Origin of the sequence: Bradyrhizobium sp. LTSPM299, assembly GCF_000938235.1 — a bacterium.
Taxonomy (GTDB): Bacteria; Pseudomonadota; Alphaproteobacteria; order Rhizobiales; family Xanthobacteraceae; genus Bradyrhizobium.
Genome location: NZ_JYMU01000049.1, coordinates 476,450 through 492,441 on the forward strand (window position 1 = coordinate 476,450; position 15,992 = coordinate 492,441).

Below are 15,992 nucleotides of genomic sequence, written 5' to 3' on the forward strand. Positions count from 1 at the left end.
ACACGGCTACTACCTCCGCCCGAACAGCTTCTCGATATCACTCAGCTTCAATTCGACATAGGTCGGGCGGCCATGGTTGCACTGGCCGGAGTTCGGCGTGTCTTCCATTTCGCGGAGCAGCGCGTTCATCTCTTCCGGCTTGAGGCGGCGACCGGCGCGGACCGAGCCGTGGCAGGCCATGGTGGCGGCGACATGCATCAGGCGACGCTCGAGCGGCAGCGCCTCATCCCATTCCGCCATGTGCTCGGCGAGATCGCGCAACAGGCCGGCCGCATTGGCCTTGCCGAGCAGCGAGGGTGTTTCACGCACCGCGACCGCGCCGGGGCCGAAGGATTCGATCGCCAGGCCAAATGACGCCAGCTCTTCGGCGCGATCGAGCAGCCTCTCGACGGTCGCTTCATCGAGTTCGACGATTTCGGGGATCAGCAGGATCTGCCGCTGCACGCCGTTCTTCGCCAGCGAGGCCTTCAACTTCTCGTAGACGATGCGCTCATGGGCGGCGTGCTGATCCACCACGATCAGCCCGTCGCGGGTCTGCGAGACGATATAGGTCTCGTGGATCTGGGTGCGCGCCGCACCGAGCGGGCGGTCGAGCATGTCGGGCGCGAGGTCCGCCTCGAAACGCACATCGGCGGTCGGCGTGCCGACATCGAAGGCAGCCTGCCCGGGTTCGGCGAACGCCGCTGCCGCCGCGCCCTCGAACGCGCGCATCGGGTTGACCGGAAAGGACGGCGAACCCCGCCAGTCCCAATTGCCCGGGCGCGGCGGCGCAAACGACGGACGGAACGCCTGCAACGTGGTGCCGTCGACGGCGTTGGCCGCGGTGCGCTTGCCCTCGCGCGCCAGGCCGTCCTTCAATGCGTGCACGATCAACGCGCGGACCAGGCCGGCATTGCGGAACCGGACCTCGGTCTTGGCTGGATGCACATTGGCGTCGACCTCTTGCGGGTCGCAGGTCACGAACAGCGCCACTACGGGATGACGATCGCGCGGCAGGTAGTCGGAATAGGCCGCGCGCACCGCGCCCAGGATCAGCTTGTCGCGGACCGGACGGCCGTTGACGAACAGATATTGCCCGAGTGCATTGGCGCGGGTCAGCGACGGCGCGGCGGCAAAGCCGTCGACCGCGACACCCTCGCGTTCGGAATGGACCTCGATCGCGCAACTGCGAAAATCGGCGCCCAGGATATCGCCAAGCCGCGTCAGCCGGCCGGCAGCGCCGGGCAGGGCGGCGGCCCAGGTGACCGGCGCGCGCTCCTCGCCGGCCAGCGTGAAGGCGATGTCGGGACGCGCCATGGCAAGGCGCCGCACCACCTCGCGGATCGCCTCGGCTTCGGTGCGGTCGGTCTTCAGGAACTTGAGCCGCGCCGGCGTCGCATAGAACAGGTCATTGACCTCGACGCGGGTGCCGTGGCCGAGCGCGGCCGGCATCACGTCCGATTTCGCGCCGCCTTCGACTGACAGCGACCAGGCATGCGGCTCGCCGGCGTGGCGCGTGGTAATGCCGAGTTTTGCCACCGCGCCGATCGACGGCAGCGCCTCGCCACGGAACCCGAGCGTCCGGATACGCAGCAGGTCTTCGTCGTCGAGCTTGGAGGTGGCATGGCGGTCGACCGCCAGCGCGAGATCGCTGCGCGTCATGCCGCTGCCGTCATCGGTAATGCCGATCCGGCGCCGGCCGCCGCCATCGGTGAAGACGTCGATCCGGCTCGCACCGGCGTCGATCGCATTTTCCACGAGTTCCTTGACTACGCTCGCGGGACGCTCGACCACCTCGCCGGCGGCGATGCGGTTGACGACCTGTTCGGGAAGCTGGCGGACGGGCATGGCGCTACGTTTTGAGGAGATTCGAGGCTTGGGCCATTCTAGAGCGCCGGGCGGGCAAATGCATCGGGTGGCCCGGGAATGTCACCCGTTAACTGGGGATGGAGCCGGCTTATCGCCTTGAAGATACTCATCTTCGGCACGGACCGCGCTAGTTCCTACGTGGTGATTGTGAGGCCCGACGCGCAGGTATATCGTTTAGAAAAATTATAATCTTGCCGGAGGATCGCCATGTGCCATTTGTTCGCGCACCAGCCGCAACGCAACTATGAATCGCAGACCCGATCGCTGCGGATCGGCGGCCATTGCACCTCGATTCGGCTGGAAATGTCGTTCTGGGATACGCTGGAGGAGATCGCGGCCAAGGAAGGCATGACACTGGCCAAGTTCCTCACCACGCTGTACGGCGAGGTCCTCGACCACCATGGCGAAGTCAATAATTTCGCGTCGCTGTTGCGCTGCTGCTGCCTGATCTACCGCTCACAGAGTGCGCCGGCCGTGTTTCACCGCGAGGCCATCCTGGACGCCGCCGAATAGGCTAGGCGGCCCTGACGGCAATGAAAAGCGGCTCCGCCCGTTCCGGGTAGAGCCGCGTTCGTTTGGGACTGCCGGACCTAGATTTCCTTGCGTTGCATCGCGCCGGCGATGGTGTCGGCCTGCCGGATTGCCAACGACACGATCGTCAGCGTCGGATTGCAGGCTGCACCCGAGGTGAACTGGCTGCCGTCGGAGACGAACAGGTTCTTGATGTCGTGTGTCTGGCCGAACTTGTTGACCACGCCGTCCCGCGGCTTCTCGCTCATCCGGTTGGTGCCCATGTTGTGGGTGCTGGGATAGGGCGGCGTGGGGTAGGTCACCGTGGCGCCGACTGCCTCGTAGACGGCAGACCCCTGCTTGTAGGCGTGCTCGCGCATCGCAAGGTCATTCGGATGATCGTCGAAATGCACGCTCGCGACCGGCATGCCGAACTTGTCCTTGGCCACCGGGTCAAGCGTGATGCGGTTGGTCTCCTGCGGCATGTCTTCGCCGACCAGCCACATGCCCGCCATCCGCGGATAGCCTTCCATCGCGCCGGTGAAGGTGCGCCCCCACGCGCCGGGATTGAGGAACGCCGCCATGAACGGCAGGCCGAGCGACAGCGTCTCCATCTCGTAGCCGCCGACGAAGCCGCGCTTCGGATCGTTCTTTGCCTCGTCACGGACGATGCCGGCCATCGTGGTGCCGCGATACATGTGCACCGATTGCTCGAACACGGCATACACGCTGCCGGTCATGTGCCGCATGTAGTTGCGTCCAACCTGGCCCGATGAATTGGCAAGGCCGTCCGGGAACATGGTCGAGGCGCTGTTCAGCAGCAGTCGCGGGCTCTCGATCGAATTGCCGGCGACCGCGACCACACGCGCCTTCTGGCGCTGCGTCGCGCCCGCAGCGTCGGCATAGACCACTCCGGTCACCTTGCCGGATTGATCGTGCTCGATCTTGATCACCATGCTGTTGGGGCGCACTTCGAGATTGCCGGTGGCTTCGCCCTTCGGGATTTCCGTGTAGAGCGTCGACCATTTGGCGCCGGACTTGCAGCCCTGGAAGCAGAAGCCGATTTGCTGACAGGCTCCGCGGCCGTCGCGCGGCTCAGAGTTGATCGCCATCCGCCCGGTATGCACCTCCTTGTAGCCGAGCTTCTTGGCGCCGGCCTCCAGCACCTTGAAATTGTTGTTGCCGGGTAGCCCAGGGATCCCGTTGGTACGCGTCACGCCCATCTTGTTCTCGGCCTTGGCGTAGTATGGCTCCATATCGGCGAGCGTGATCGGCCAATCCAGAAGGTTGGCGCCGGGCAAATTGCCGTAGGTCGACTTGGCCTTGAACTCGTGCTCGTCGAAGCGCAGCGAGGCGCCGGCCCAGTGCGTGGTCGAACCGCCGACCGCCTTCACGATCCAGGCCGGCAGGTTCGCGAAATCCTTGGCAACGCGCCAGCTTCCCGACGTGGTGCGCATGTCGGACCAGGCGAGCTGGGTGAAGCTGTCCCACTCGTCGTTGATGAAATCCTGGTTCTCGATGCGGCTGCCGGCTTCCAGGATCACGACCTTGATGCCCTTCTGCGCCAGTTCATTGCCAAGCGTTCCGCCGCCGGCACCGGAGCCGACGATGACGACAACGCCGCTGTCATTCAGATCGAATTTAGCCATGGTGTTTCCTCCTGAGCGTTCGTTGCCTGGTTCAGGCTTTCGGCAGCCAGTCGATGTCGGCGAAGCCGCGCTTGATGTAGCCGCCATGCTCGGCGGAGGAGCCCTCGTAGCCGAACTTCGGCCAAACCTCCTTGTTGTTGTAGAGCGACACGATGAGGTCGCCGCGGATCTTCTGGAAGAAGGCGCTCTGTTCGATTCGTTGCAGCAGCGCGACGCGGTCGTTCTCCCAGGCAAGCTGGACGTAAGGCATCTTGTGACGGTCGTTGGCCTCCTGATCGAGGCGCGCAACGCCGTCAGTGATCAGCGATTTCACCGCCGGATCCTTGGCCGCCTTGTCGTCCCACGGCTTGATCGCTGATATGTAGTAGCTGTCGCCGAGGAAATCGTGCGGGTAGATGTCGCGCGCCATCTTCAACAGCGTCTTCAGCGTGGCCGGCGGCAGCGTGCTCGCCTCATCGGCCCAGGCGTCGGTGACGCCGAGCCCTGTGTTGGTCGCGATTGCGACCGCAGGGGCGGTCGCGGCGGCGCCCTTCAGGAAGACTCGGCGGTCAAATTTACTGCGACGATCGACTTCTCTCATAGGTTTCCTCCGTAAAATTATTGTTTGATTGCCTTATTGTTTGAGCATGATCTCTTCGGAAAACCGGTTCCCACTTTTCCGGATCATGCTCTACCCAAAGCGCCCGCCGCGCTGGATCACCTCGATCTTGTAGCCGTCGGGATCGGAGACGAAGAAGAAGCGCGCCAGCGTCTTGCCGTCATGCTTGAACTCGCGCAGCGGTCCGGGCGACAGCTTCTCTCTTTCGAAACGCGTGTGCTCGCCATCGACGTCATCGACGACGACGGCGAGGTGGCCGTAGCCATCGCCAAGCGCATAAGCCTCCTTGCGATCGAAATTGACCGTGAGCTCGACCTCGAACGGCGAGGAAGGATGGCGCAGATAGATCAGCGCGAAATCGGAAAATCTCAGATTGTCCGCGATCTCGAGGCCGAACGCGCGCTGGTAGAAGTCGAGCGCCTTGGCCTCGTCGAATACGCGGATCATGGAATGAACGGGTTTCGCCATTCAGCTCAGCTCCTTCAGATAGGCGATGATCAGGGCGCGGGTTTCCGGCTTGGCCTGCCGGTAAGCCATCACGGCGCCGGGAATGACCTCTTGCGGATTGGTCAGCCAGGCATCCAGCTTCGTCTCGTCCCAGACGAAGTCGGCCTTGGCGAAGCCCGCGGAATATTTGAAGCCGTCAGCCTTGCCGGCGGGCCGGCCGACGATCTTGTCAAGCGACGGCCCTTGCCGAACCGGATCCGACATGTTGGTGGTGTGGCAGGTCGCGCATTGCTGCTTGAACAGCGTAGGACCATCGGGTGGCTTGGCGGCAGGCAAGGGCATTTGCGCTGCCGTCATTTGCGCTGCAAGCATCGCGCCGCAACATCCCAGCCCGATCGTCCATCCAGCGCGCAGCTTTGTCATATACATCACCGTTGGCGTGCAACGACTGTAGGGCGCGCAAAACTGCCGGTGGTAGTAGCGGGCTGTTTCAACGCAGAACAAAAGCGGGCGCGGAGCTGAGAGCGGAACCGGCGTTGCCGCATATGCGAACGAGAATTTCGCAAAATGACCGCGAAATCCCTACACGATGACCACACGACGCGGCTTGCATCGCACGCGTGTCGTTTGCGTGAATTCAAACTCGTGCGATGGGTCAGGCTCGGTGCCGCAAACGGCGCACACACGCGCCGCGCCGTCCATCGCGAATCAACATCCCAGGAGAAATCGATGAAGTTTGCGAAGACCACCGTGCTCGCCTTTGCCGTCTCAGCCGCGCTGGCCAGCCCCGTCCTCGCGCAAGGCGCGTCGTCCGACACGCAGATGCGCGGCGGCGCACAGGGTAAAACCACCGCGCCCGGGGGAATGTCAGGCAGCGGCGACGAGGAACTCGAGTCGCAATCGGCCGCACCGGCGCAAAAAGGCAGCGTCAACGCCAAGGCGGGCAGCAAGAACACCGTCGGGTCCGGCCACGCCACGCCGCCGAAGGCGATCGGTACGGAGTCCGGCAGCAAGCGCGACTGATTCCGCAAAGTCCGGATGCGGTGTTTCGCACCGCATCCGGACCTCGGACCTCAATCGTCGAAGCTGGGGCCGCCGCGCCCGGCCTTGATGTCGCCGCGGCGCTTCTTGCCTTCGAGACGGCGCTGCTTGGAGCCGAAGGTGGGCTTGGTCGGCCGCCGCGGCGTCGGCCGTACCATCGCCTCCTTCAACATCTCGAGCAGCCGCTCGGTCGCATCGGCCCGATTCCGCTCCTGGGAACGAAAGCGAACGGCCTGGATCACGATCACGCCGTCCTTGGTCATGCGGCTGCCGGCCAGGCGGGCGAGGCGTTGCGCGGCGTCCGCCGGCAAATTGATCTTGTTGGTGTCGAAGCGGAGCTGCGCTGCGGTCGAGACCTTGTTGACGTTTTGCCCGCCCGGACCGGAGGCGCGGACAAAAACGATCTCGATGTCGTTCTCGTCGATTACAAGGTCGCGGGAAACCCGCAGCATGGCATCACCAGGGGAAAAGAATCGGCAGATGCAAGATAGCGGGTTTGTGTTGCGTGTGCTTGGGGCGTGTTGAGGTCGACCACGTCTGCGATCAGATCGCGTGGCTACCCCTCTCCCCAACCCTCCCCCCGTTGTGGGGGAGGGTTTGGGGGAGAGGGGTAAGCCGCGATGGAGGTCTGCTTTTATAGAACCGCGTCAGTTCGACTTCGGCGGAGCCGACGCCGGTTGGGCGGCTGCCTGCGGCGCGCGGCCGACGATCACGGTGAGCAGGCCGTCGCCCCAGAGCTTCTTCGCAACCCGCCTGGTGTCGTCAAGCGTCACCGCGTCGACGATGGCGCTGCGCTTCTCGATGTAGTCGATCGGCAGTCTGTCGAGCTGGTATTGCAGCATCGCCTGCGCCAGCTTGGAGGAGGTGTCGAGCGCCAGCATCTGGGAGCCCTTCAGATAGGACTTCGCCTCGTCGAGCTCCTGCTGCGTTGGGCCCTCCTCGGCGATGCGGCGGATTTCCTTGTCGATCGCATCGACGGTCTCGCCGGCGCGATCGGCGCGGGTGCCGGTGTTGCCGATGAACAGCGAAGAGTGATCCATCCAGATCAGCGCTTCGTAGATCGAATAGGCCAGTCCCCGTTTCTCGCGCACTTCCTTATAGAGCCGCGACGACAGGCCGCCGCCGCCGAGAATGTGGTTCAGTACATAGGCGGTCATGAAGTCCGGGTCATGCCTGTTGATGCCGGGGCCGCCGAAGGTGACGACGGTCTGCGGCACGTCGAGCGGGATGAAGGCGCGCTGTGGCGGCTTGGTCACGACGGCGTCGGGGACCGGCGTCAGTTCGGCCTTGGCCGGTAGGCCGCCGAAGGTCTTGTCGAGCAGTTTGCCGAGCGTGTCGGGGTCGATGTCGCCGACCACGGCGATGCGCAGCGTATCCTTGGCGATGACCCGACGCGTGTAGTCCTTCAGGTCAGCGATCTCGATCTTCGGTACGGTCTCCAGCGTGCCGGTGGCCGATCTGCCATAGGGATGATCGCCGAACGCGACTTCGAGGAACTTGCGGCCGGCCAGCGAGGACGGGTTGGTCGATTCACGGCGCAGGGTCGAGATCACCTGGCCGCGGATGCGTTCGACATCTACAGGCTCGAAATGCGCCGAGGTCAGTGCGATCCGCAACAACTCGTAGGCTTCGTCCTTGTTGTCCTTGAGCATCCGAAGCGAGCCGCGGAAGTGATCGCGTGCCACGGCGAAGCTCAGTTCGATGGCACGGCGGTCGAGCCGCTCATGATAGGCATTGGAATCGAGATCGCCGGAGCCTTCGTCGAGCAGGTCGGCGACCAAATTGCCGACGCCGGGTTTGCCGGCCGGATCCTGGCTCGCGCCGCCGCTGAAGGCATACTCCATCGCGATCAAGGGCACGGTCGCGTCCTGCACGAACCAGGCCTCGATGCCGCCGGGCGACACCAGCTTCTGGATCTTGGCCGCAGCCTGCGAGGGCGCGGATGACAGCGTCAGCATCGCAGCGCAGGCGCCGCCGATCAGCGCCACGCGGCGGGTGAGGGAATAGGTCACGAGCGCTTCTCCTCGCGTTTCGGCGCGGTATCCTTGATCAGATAGCCGGTCACCGACCGGTTCTTGTCGAGCCATTTGGCCGCGGCGTCGCGCACCTGCTCGGCGGTGACGGCGCGGATGCGATCCGGCCAGCTCCTGATGTCGTCGATGCTGAGTCCGGTGGTCAGGGCACCGCCATACCACCGCGCCAGCGTCGCCTGATTGTCCTGGGCGTAGATCGCTTCGGCAATCAGCTGGGTCTTGACCCGCTCGAGGTCCTCGGCGCGCGCGGTGTTCTGCGCGAGGTCGGCGATTACCTTGTCGACGGCGTCCTCGATCGGCGCAAACTCGACGCCTTGCTTCGGCGTCACCGAGATCGAAAACTGCGACGGATCGAGGGACGTGCCCTGGTAGCCGGCGCCGGCGCTGATCGCCAGCCCCTTGTCGATCACCAGCGCGCGGTAAAGATAGGAGTTGGCGCCGCCGCCCATCAATTGCGCGAGCACATCGAGCGCGGGACTTTCGCCTGAAGCCGCGGTCGAGGCCGATGGCACCAGATAATAGCGGCGCAGGCCGGGCTGCTCGACGCGCGGATCTGCCAGCGTCACGGTGCGCGGCGCCACCGGCGTCGGCTCCTGCGGCCGGATACGTTTTTCAGCGATCGAGCGTTGCGCCGGGATCGGCGCGAAATTCTTCTCCACCAGCGGGCGGATATCCTTGACGTCGACGTCGCCGGCGATGACCATGATCGCGTTGTTCGGCGCGTAGAAGCGCCTGTAGAACGCGAGTGCATCCTCGCGGTCGAGCTTCTCGATCTCCTGGTGCCAGCCGATCACCGGGCGGCCGTAGGGATGGTTGAGGTAGAGCGCGGCCATGATCTGCTCGGTCAGCCGCGCATCCGGATTGTTGGCGACGCGCATGTTGTACTCTTCGAGTACGACATCGCGTTCGGGCAGCACATTCTCATCCTTGAGGATCAGGCCGGTCATGCGGTCGGCCTCGAACTCCATCATCGAGGCGAGCTGCTCGCGCGGCACGCGCTGGAAGTAGCCGGTGTAGTCGACCGAGGTGAAGGCATTCTCGTTGCCGCCGACCCGCAGCACGGTCTGCGAGAACTCGCCGGCCGGGTGCTTGGCGGTGCCCTTGAACATCAGATGCTCAAGGAAATGCGCGAGCCCGGATTTGCCCGGCGTCTCGTCCGCGGAGCCGACCTTGTACCAGATCATCTGCGTCACGACAGGCGTGCGGTGATCGGGGATCACCACGACCTGCAGGCCGTTATCGAGTGTGAAGCTGGCGGGGCGTTCGGAGGTGACCGTGGTCTGGGCGCGGAGGCCGCTGCTCGACAGCAGGATCGTGGAAACAAGTGCGGCAGCGAAAAGGGCAGTCGCTCGGCGTGAGGGCATCATGATCCTTATGGAAGCCCGGACACGCGGTCGGGGCGCGAAAGCACGGCATGCTACACGGGACTGGCCGTGCCTGATGTCACGAAGCGGAGAGACGCGGGCCACCCCGAATTAAGCTTTGCTCATGTCAGGCCCGGCCGGCAGATGTCACGCAAACTACTGGATCGGTTTGCCGCTCATGACGTCGTATTGGCCCTCTTTCGACATTGGCTTCTGCGGTCCGGTGCCATAGGCAAAGTTCGACGATGGTGTCTGGTAGCCCGCAGGGGGCGCGGTCAGGGACTCGCGCGGCGGCTCACCCTTGAACGGTGCCGACTCGCTGCTGTTTCCCTTGAAGACGCCGAGCAGGCCGCCGGTGTAGCCGAGCTGGTCCGGCAGCAGCGAAGGATTCTTGGTCACGCCGGGTTCAATCGGCTCCTTGTTGCTGTCGACGGCGGTCTGTTGCTTCCTGCCGGCCTCGATCTCGGCTGGCGTAAGCGGAGCAGACTCCTGCCACGGCTGCTTCTTGACTTCCTTCTTCCGTGCCTCGATCGCAGCCTTGCGCTTGGCGATATCGGGATCCTTCGGCCAGTTCGGTGCATTGGCCTGGACGGCGGAGGCCGGCGGGGGCAGGTCAAGTTTCGGCGGCACCACCAGCGGGGAGCGCTCGCGGTAGTCGATGCCCTTGCTTGCCGCGCTCTTGGCGCCGAGCCCGCTCATCAGATTATCGACGATCCGCTCTTCGAAGGTCAGGCCGTCATCGTCTTCGTCATCGTCGCCGGCGCGTACCGGGCTAGCCGACATGACAAGGCCGATGCCGGCCGCAACCAGCGCCAGGCGAAGGCCGCGCATCAGCGTCAGGCGGGAGGTCCAGGTCAGGTAACCGCTAATATCGGTGTTGCGCATCGCGCTCTTCCCATCTCAAATTTCGGCAAAGCGATCACTGGCTTAGGCACAGTCCCGCTGCATGCAGCCTGTCTACTGCCGACCGGCTCGTATCGGCCGGGATCAGGGCGCTTTTGCGGCGGGTACCCCCAGGAAGGAATCATACAACAGGGTCGCGACCCCAGCAACGATGGCCGTATCGGCGAGGTTAAACACATACCAATTGAAGGTTTTTTCGCCGATCTGAACGTGAAACAAGGCAAAATCGACCACTGCCCCATAGGCGAAGCGGTCGATCCCGTTACCGATGGCGCCACCGATGATCAGGCCGAGCGCCACCGTGGCAAGCCAGGTCCGGGACCGTGCCATCCAGATGGCCAGCGCAATCACCGCGGCCGCCTTGACCACCATCAGCAGGATCTGTGCCGCCGGGCTCTCGCTCTGGAACCAGCCGAAGCTGATCCCGGGATTCCAGGCCAGCACCAGGTCGAAGAACGGCGTCACCCGCACCGCGCCACGACGGACGATATCGAAGACGTACAGCAGCCACAGCTTGGAGGCCTGATCGACGATCAGCGTCGCGATGGCGGCGAGCACGCCGGCGCGGAGCGGTGAGGTCATCGGCAGGGCACCAGCGGTGTCGTCCCGGCGAAGGCCGGGACCCATACGCCGTGTTGGATGTTGTTTGAACGACCGGTGGTCATCTGCCTTTGCCCACTCTGAACAGCGGTGGCTATGGGTCCCGGCCTGCGCCGGGACGACGTCGTCAAGCGGTGCCCCCCAGCGCCTTCCACTCGCGCAGCGCCTGCGCGTCGCGCGGCGAGACGTCGGGATATTCCGGGTCCGCGCCGACCGTGGGCAGGATTTTCCACGAGCGTGCGCATTTCGTCCCGAGCGCCTTCTCGACCACCACGGCCACTCCGGGCACGGCATCCAGACGGAATGCATTGGCGGGCGCTGCGCCCTCACGCACCTCGTAGTTCGAGGTGATGCAGACCTCGGCGAGGTCGACGTCGAACAAAACAGCCAATGTGTCCCTGTCAGCGATGTAGATGACCGGCGAGGCCTCCAGCGACGAGCCGATGTTCTTGGCGGCACGTTCGAGCTCGAGCGCGCCGGTGACGACGCGGCGCACGTTGCGGATCGTCTCCCATTTCGCGGCGAGGGCGTCGTCGCGGAACTGCTCGAGCCCGTCCAGGAACAGCGTCAGGTGCACCGACGGCTCGGCGTCCGGCCGGTACATCCGCCATGCCTCGTCGGTGGTGAAGCTCAGCACCGGCGCGAGCCAGCGCAGGATCGCGTCGCACACCATGTCGATCGTGGTCAGCGCCGCCTTGCGCGCCACCGAGGACGGCGGGTCGCAATACAGCGTGTCCTTGCGGATATCGAAGTAGAACGCCGACAGCTCGGTGTTCATGAAGGCGGAGAGGCTTGCGACCACGGTCTTGTAGTCGAATTCGGCGTAGGCCTTGCGGATGGTCTCGGCCTGTCCGGCAAGCCCGTGCAGCATCAGCCGCTCGAGTTCGGGCATGTCGGCCGTGGCGACCTTATCGCTCGGTTTGAAGTGGTGCAGCGTCCCGAGCATCCAGCGGATCGAGTTGCGCAGCTTGCGATAGGTCTCGATGGTGTTCTTCAGGATCTCCGACCCGATGCGCTGGTCGTCGGCATAGTCGGTGGCGCAGACCCACAGCCGCAAAATATCTGCGCCGGAATCCTTCATCACCTTTTGCGGCTCGACGGTGTTGCCGACCGATTTCGACATCTTGCGGCCGTTTTCGTCGAGCGTGAAACCGTGGGTGAGCACGATGTCGAACGGTGCGCGGCCGCGCGTGCCGCTGCTCTCCAGCAGGGAGGATTGGAACCAGCCACGATGCTGGTCGCTTCCTTCCAGATACATCACCGTGTCCAGGCCGCCATCGACCTTGCGGACGATATGGCCGAGTTGCGGAAAATGCTGGCGGTCCTCCAGCACGAAGGCGTGGGTCGAGCCGGAATCGAACCAGACGTCGCAGATATCGTCGACTTTCTTCCAGTCCTCGGCCGAGCGCGAACCCAGAAAGCGTTCGCGCGCGCCGTCCATGTACCAGGCGTCGGCGCCTTCCTCCATGAACGCCTCGGCGATGCGCTGATTGACGATTTCGTCCTGCAGGATCTCGGCCGAGCCGTCGCTCTTCTCGCGCACGAATACCGCGATCGGCACGCCCCAGGCGCGCTGGCGCGAGATCACCCAATCGGGCTTGCTGTCGATCATGCCGTTGATGCGGTTCTTGCCTGCCGGCGGCACCCATTGCGCCACCGAGATCGCATGCAGCGCGCGGGCGCGCAGCGTGTCGCCCTTCTTGGCGTGGCCATCATCGACGATGGGCTTGTCCATCGCGATGAACCATTGCGGCGTGTTGCGGAAGATCACCGGCTTCTTGGAGCGCCAGGAGTGCGGATACTGATGCTTGAGGCGGCCGCGCGCGAGCAGCATGCCACGCTCGACCAGCGCCTTGATTACGGCCTCGTTGGCATCGCCCTTTTCGCCCTTGTCGTTGATCACGCGCTTTCCGGTGAAGCCGGGCGCGTGATCGGTGAAGGCGCCATTCTCATCGACGGTGTAGGGGATCGTGGTGTTGATGCCGCGGCTCTCCAGCTCGCGCGCGTTCGCCATCCAGACGTCAAAGTCTTCGCGGCCATGACCGGGCGCGGTGTGCACGAAGCCGGTACCGGTGTCGTCGGTGACGTGGTCACCGGCCAGCAGCGGTACGGTGAATTCATAGCCCGCGAGACCCTTCAATGGATGCGCGCATTCGACCGCATCCAAGGTGTCTCCCGGGATATCGCGCACCTTCTCGTAAGCGGTGACGCGTGCCTGCTTGAACACGCTCTCCGCCAGCGCGTCGGCGAGGATCAGAAGATCGCCGTTGCGGGCCCAATTGTCGGCGGGCGCGTCGGTGACCTTGTAGAGGCCATAGGCGATCTTCGGCGAGAAGGAGATGGCGCGGTTACCGGGCAGCGTCCACGGCGTGGTGGTCCAGATCACCACCGAGGCATTGGCGAGCACGCCATGCGCCGGCGAGGTGACCGGGAATTTCACCCATACCGTATCGGAGGTGTAATCCTCATACTCGACCTCGGCCTCGGCGAGCGCGGTCTTCTCGACCACGCTCCACATCACCGGCTTGGAGCCGCGATAGAGCGTGCCGTTGGCCGCGAACTTCATCAGTTCCCGCGCGATCTGGGCCTCCGCCGGATAGCTCATCGTCTCGTAGGGATGGTCCCAGTCGCCGATGATGCCGAGCCGCTTGAACTCCTCGCGCTGCACGTTGATCCAGTGCGTCGCATAGGCGCGACACTCCTTGCGGAACGCCACCATCGCGGCGGAGTCGCGGAAGTCGGGCTTCTGCTTGCCCTTGGACCGGTAATTCTCCTCCTCGATCTTCCATTCGATCGGCAGGCCGTGGCAGTCCCAGCCCGGCACGTAGTTGGAGTCGAAGCCCAGCATCTGCTGGCTCTTGGTCACGACGTCCTTGAGGATCTTGTTCAGCGCATGCCCGATATGGATATGGCCGTTGGCGTAGGGCGGGCCGTCATGCAGCACGAATTTGGCGCGGCCCTCGGCGGACTGGCGCAGCTTCCCGTAGAGGTCGATCTCGGTCCAGTGCTTCAGGATTTCCGGCTCGCGCTGGGGCAGGCCGGCGCGCATCGGGAAATCCGTCTGCGGCAGGTAAAGGGTCTTGGAATAGTCGCTGGCGTCGGTCTTTTGCGGCTTGTCGGACATAAATGCTCTGATTTTGGCAGGTGAGGGCGCAGAAACGCGATCAAACGCGGTGAAACGAGGACATCCCGGTCTTGCGCCGAGCCGTGAGGCTCAGGCGGAAGCCGGGCCGCTAATCCGTATGATGCGCCGCGAAAACATGGGGTTTCCATAGCAGCCGGACGGGGAAATCGCAAAGCCCTCCGGCTGCCCGCAGGCCGGCCCCGCGGCACCCGTTAACCCGGGCGTGGCCGGGCCGGATTTCCCGTTACGGTCACACCTGACGCGACGTCCCGCGTGACCACGCTGCCGGCGCCGATCAGTGCGCCGTCACCAATGCTGACGCCGGGCAGGATGATGGCACCGCCGCCGATCCAGACGTCGCTGCCGATCCGGATCGGACGGCCGAATTCCAGCCCGGCTCGCCGGGTTTCGGCATCGCGGGGATGGTCGGCGGTATAGATCTGCACGGCGGGTCCGATCTGGGTGCGATCGCCGATCGTGACCTCGACGACGTCGAGGATCACGCAATTGAAGTTGAGGAAGACGCCGTCGCCGAGGCTGATATTGCTGCCGTAATCACAGAAGAATGGCGGCCGTATCACGGCATCCTTGCCGACCCGGCGGAAGCGCTCGCCGAGCAGCGCGTGCAATTCGCTCGCCCGAGCTGCGCCCGATCTGTTGTAGCGCGCCATCCATTGTTCTGCCGCCGTGTGGTCGGCGGCGAGCTCGGCATCCGGGCGATAGAGTTCGCCCGCGAGCATCTTCTGCTTCTCGGTCTTGTTCAACCAATCACTCCGAGCCTCGGGAACGCGTCCGGCGCCGCGGCCAGTGCCGCACGCGCGGTGGCGCTGTCGTCATCCATCTGGCGTATCAACGCCTCGATGGCGTCGAATTTCAGCTCGTCGCGAATGAAGCTGATGAAGGCGACGTCGAGGACCTTGCCGTAGAGGTCGCCCTTGAAATCGAACAGGAACACCTCGAGCAGCGGCGCGCCGTTGTCGAAGGTCGGGCGGCGGCCGAAGCTTGCGACACCGTCGACCCGCATTTGGTCGCTTCCCTGGCCGAGACCGACCCGCACCGCATAGATGCCGTGCTTCAGCCCGCAAGTCTTCTCGAGCCGCATATTGGCGGTGGGATAGCCGAGATCGCGGCCGCGCTTCTCGCCGTGGATCACCTCGCCGGTGGCGAACCACGGCCCACCCAGCATGGTGGTGGCATCGGCGATCTGGCCTTCGGCGAGCGCCATGCGGATCGCGCTGGAGGACACCGGTCGCTCTTCGATGTCGACATGGGCCTGCACGTCGACCTCGATGCCAAGCCGCGGCGCTTCGCTGACGAGGAGGCTCGGCGAGCCGACCCTGCCCTTGCCGAAATGGAAGTCGTAGCCGACCGCGATCCCGCTGATGCCGAGCCGGCCGATCAGATCATGATGAATGAAATCCTGCGCCGTGGTGCCGGCACGCGCCTTGTCGAAGGTCATGACCACGGCACCGGCGAGCCCGGTGGCCGCGAGAAGCCGCAGCTTGTTGCTCTCGTCCGTCAGCCGGAATTGCGGGCTGTTCGGGCTGAAGAAGCTGCGCGGATGCGGCTCGAAGGTGACTGCCAGCGCGGGCCTGCCACGCGCGTTGCCCATCGCCAGGGCTGCGCCGATCACGGCGCGGTGGCCGAGATGGACGCCGTCGAAATTGCCCATCGCGACCACGGCGCCTTTCGGGATCGCACTCGCGGGGGTGTTGTCGCGGATAACGGTAAAACCAGTGCTCATGTCAGGGGTTCTTCAAGGATTCTTAAGCATGATTGTTGCGGTCGGACGGTGACGTGTCGACGGCTTGGAAGTCAAGCGGGCCAAAATCGCGTCAAATCCGTAACAATCCGGTTCCCGCCGGTTAACGCGCT

General features: G+C 64.4%; 15 protein-coding genes. 2 read left to right on the forward strand and 13 right to left on the reverse strand.

Going from position 1 to position 15,992, the window contains the following annotated elements:
- Positions 1-9: 9 nt before the first annotated feature.
- Complete coding sequence (gene mutL / locus UP10_RS25470) at positions 10-1,827, reverse strand: DNA mismatch repair endonuclease MutL (RefSeq protein ID WP_044589931.1); 1,818 nt, start codon at positions 1,825-1,827, stop codon at positions 10-12.
- 228 nt (positions 1,828-2,055) lie between these two features.
- On the opposite strand from mutL, the gene UP10_RS25475 reads away from it, so the two are divergent.
- A complete protein-coding gene (locus UP10_RS25475) occupies positions 2,056-2,361 on the forward strand; it encodes a ribbon-helix-helix domain-containing protein (RefSeq protein WP_044589932.1) in 306 nt (101 codons plus the stop codon).
- 77 nt (positions 2,362-2,438) lie between these two features.
- On the opposite strand, the gene UP10_RS25480 is transcribed toward UP10_RS25475, so the two are convergent.
- The 4 genes from UP10_RS25480 to UP10_RS25495 form a co-directional block, all read right to left on the reverse strand.
- The gene (locus tag UP10_RS25480; protein WP_044589933.1) at positions 2,439-4,007 is read right to left on the reverse strand and encodes a GMC family oxidoreductase; all 1,569 of its coding nucleotides are present in this window, start codon (positions 4,005-4,007) and stop codon (positions 2,439-2,441) included.
- A 31-nt stretch (positions 4,008-4,038) separates the two neighbouring features.
- Positions 4,039-4,587, reverse strand: coding sequence for a twin-arginine translocation pathway signal (locus UP10_RS25485; RefSeq protein WP_044589934.1), 549 nt, complete (start codon positions 4,585-4,587; stop codon positions 4,039-4,041).
- A 90-nt stretch (positions 4,588-4,677) separates the two neighbouring features.
- Positions 4,678-5,073 (reverse strand): VOC family protein, encoded by a 396-nt coding sequence (locus tag UP10_RS25490; protein WP_044589935.1) that lies wholly within the window; start codon positions 5,071-5,073, stop codon positions 4,678-4,680.
- Positions 5,074-5,394 (reverse strand): c-type cytochrome, encoded by a 321-nt coding sequence (locus tag UP10_RS25495; RefSeq protein WP_044590120.1) that lies wholly within the window; start codon positions 5,392-5,394, stop codon positions 5,074-5,076.
- A 387-nt stretch (positions 5,395-5,781) separates the two neighbouring features.
- Here UP10_RS25495 and UP10_RS25500 point away from each other — a divergent pair, with 387 nt between their 5' ends.
- Entirely contained in the window at positions 5,782-6,075 is a 294-nt protein-coding gene (locus tag UP10_RS25500) for a hypothetical protein (protein WP_044590121.1), read from the forward strand.
- A gap of 50 nt (positions 6,076-6,125) precedes the next feature.
- Here UP10_RS25500 and arfB read toward each other — a convergent pair whose 3' ends face one another.
- The 8 genes from arfB to UP10_RS25540 form a co-directional block, all read right to left on the reverse strand.
- Positions 6,126-6,545 (reverse strand): alternative ribosome rescue aminoacyl-tRNA hydrolase ArfB, encoded by a 420-nt coding sequence (gene arfB / locus UP10_RS25505; RefSeq protein ID WP_044538930.1) that lies wholly within the window; start codon positions 6,543-6,545, stop codon positions 6,126-6,128.
- Positions 6,546-6,740: 195 nt separating this feature from the next.
- Positions 6,741-8,105, reverse strand: coding sequence for a M16 family metallopeptidase (locus UP10_RS25510; RefSeq protein WP_044589936.1), 1,365 nt, complete (start codon positions 8,103-8,105; stop codon positions 6,741-6,743).
- Positions 8,102-9,493 carry a M16 family metallopeptidase gene (locus UP10_RS25515; protein ID WP_197086897.1) on the reverse strand — a complete coding sequence of 464 codons (1,392 nt, stop codon included), beginning with the start codon at positions 9,491-9,493 and terminating at the stop codon, positions 8,102-8,104. Before UP10_RS25515 ends, UP10_RS25510 begins: the two co-directional genes overlap by 4 nt.
- Positions 9,494-9,646: 153 nt before the next feature.
- Positions 9,647-10,375, reverse strand: a complete 729-nt coding sequence (locus tag UP10_RS25520) for a hypothetical protein (RefSeq protein WP_044589938.1) — start codon at positions 10,373-10,375, stop codon at positions 9,647-9,649.
- 102 nt (positions 10,376-10,477) lie between these two features.
- On the reverse strand, positions 10,478-10,975 hold the full coding sequence (gene lspA / locus UP10_RS25525; RefSeq protein WP_044590122.1) for a signal peptidase II: 498 nt from the start codon (positions 10,973-10,975) through the stop codon (positions 10,478-10,480).
- A 145-nt stretch (positions 10,976-11,120) separates the two neighbouring features.
- Positions 11,121-14,117: an isoleucine--tRNA ligase gene (ileS, locus tag UP10_RS25530; RefSeq protein WP_044589939.1), complete on the reverse strand. Its 2,997-nt coding sequence runs from the start codon at positions 14,115-14,117 to the stop codon at positions 11,121-11,123.
- Positions 14,118-14,329: 212 nt separating this feature from the next.
- Entirely contained in the window at positions 14,330-14,881 is a 552-nt protein-coding gene (locus UP10_RS25535) for a sugar O-acetyltransferase (RefSeq protein ID WP_044589940.1), read from the reverse strand.
- Positions 14,878-15,861: a bifunctional riboflavin kinase/FAD synthetase gene (locus UP10_RS25540; RefSeq protein ID WP_044589941.1), complete on the reverse strand. Its 984-nt coding sequence runs from the start codon at positions 15,859-15,861 to the stop codon at positions 14,878-14,880. Before UP10_RS25540 ends, UP10_RS25535 begins: the two co-directional genes overlap by 4 nt.
- Positions 15,862-15,992: the final 131 nt, after the last annotated feature.

What these genes read in the sequence shown, in the direction of transcription:
- UP10_RS25500 (WP_044590121.1), top strand. Translation starts at nt 5,782, where the DNA reads ATGAAGTTTGCGAAGACCACCGTGCTCGCCTTTGCCGTCTCAGCCGCG.
- mutL (WP_044589931.1), bottom strand. Translation starts at nt 1,827, where the DNA reads ATGCCCGTCCGCCAGCTTCCCGAACAGGTCGTCAACCGCATCGCCGCC.
- UP10_RS25485 (WP_044589934.1), bottom strand. Translation starts at nt 4,587, where the DNA reads ATGAGAGAAGTCGATCGTCGCAGTAAATTTGACCGCCGAGTCTTCCTG.
- UP10_RS25495 (WP_044590120.1), bottom strand. Translation starts at nt 5,394, where the DNA reads ATGCCCTTGCCTGCCGCCAAGCCACCCGATGGTCCTACGCTGTTCAAG.
- UP10_RS25540 (WP_044589941.1), bottom strand. Translation starts at nt 15,861, where the DNA reads ATGAGCACTGGTTTTACCGTTATCCGCGACAACACCCCCGCGAGTGCG.
- UP10_RS25490 (WP_044589935.1), bottom strand. Translation starts at nt 5,073, where the DNA reads ATGGCGAAACCCGTTCATTCCATGATCCGCGTATTCGACGAGGCCAAG.
- arfB (WP_044538930.1), bottom strand. Translation starts at nt 6,545, where the DNA reads ATGCTGCGGGTTTCCCGCGACCTTGTAATCGACGAGAACGACATCGAG.
- UP10_RS25475 (WP_044589932.1), top strand. Translation starts at nt 2,056, where the DNA reads ATGTGCCATTTGTTCGCGCACCAGCCGCAACGCAACTATGAATCGCAG.
- UP10_RS25520 (WP_044589938.1), bottom strand. Translation starts at nt 10,375, where the DNA reads ATGCGCAACACCGATATTAGCGGTTACCTGACCTGGACCTCCCGCCTG.
- lspA (WP_044590122.1), bottom strand. Translation starts at nt 10,975, where the DNA reads ATGACCTCACCGCTCCGCGCCGGCGTGCTCGCCGCCATCGCGACGCTG.
- UP10_RS25480 (WP_044589933.1), bottom strand. Translation starts at nt 4,007, where the DNA reads ATGGCTAAATTCGATCTGAATGACAGCGGCGTTGTCGTCATCGTCGGC.
- ileS (WP_044589939.1), bottom strand. Translation starts at nt 14,117, where the DNA reads ATGTCCGACAAGCCGCAAAAGACCGACGCCAGCGACTATTCCAAGACC.
- UP10_RS25515 (WP_197086897.1), bottom strand. Translation starts at nt 9,493, where the DNA reads ATGATGCCCTCACGCCGAGCGACTGCCCTTTTCGCTGCCGCACTTGTT.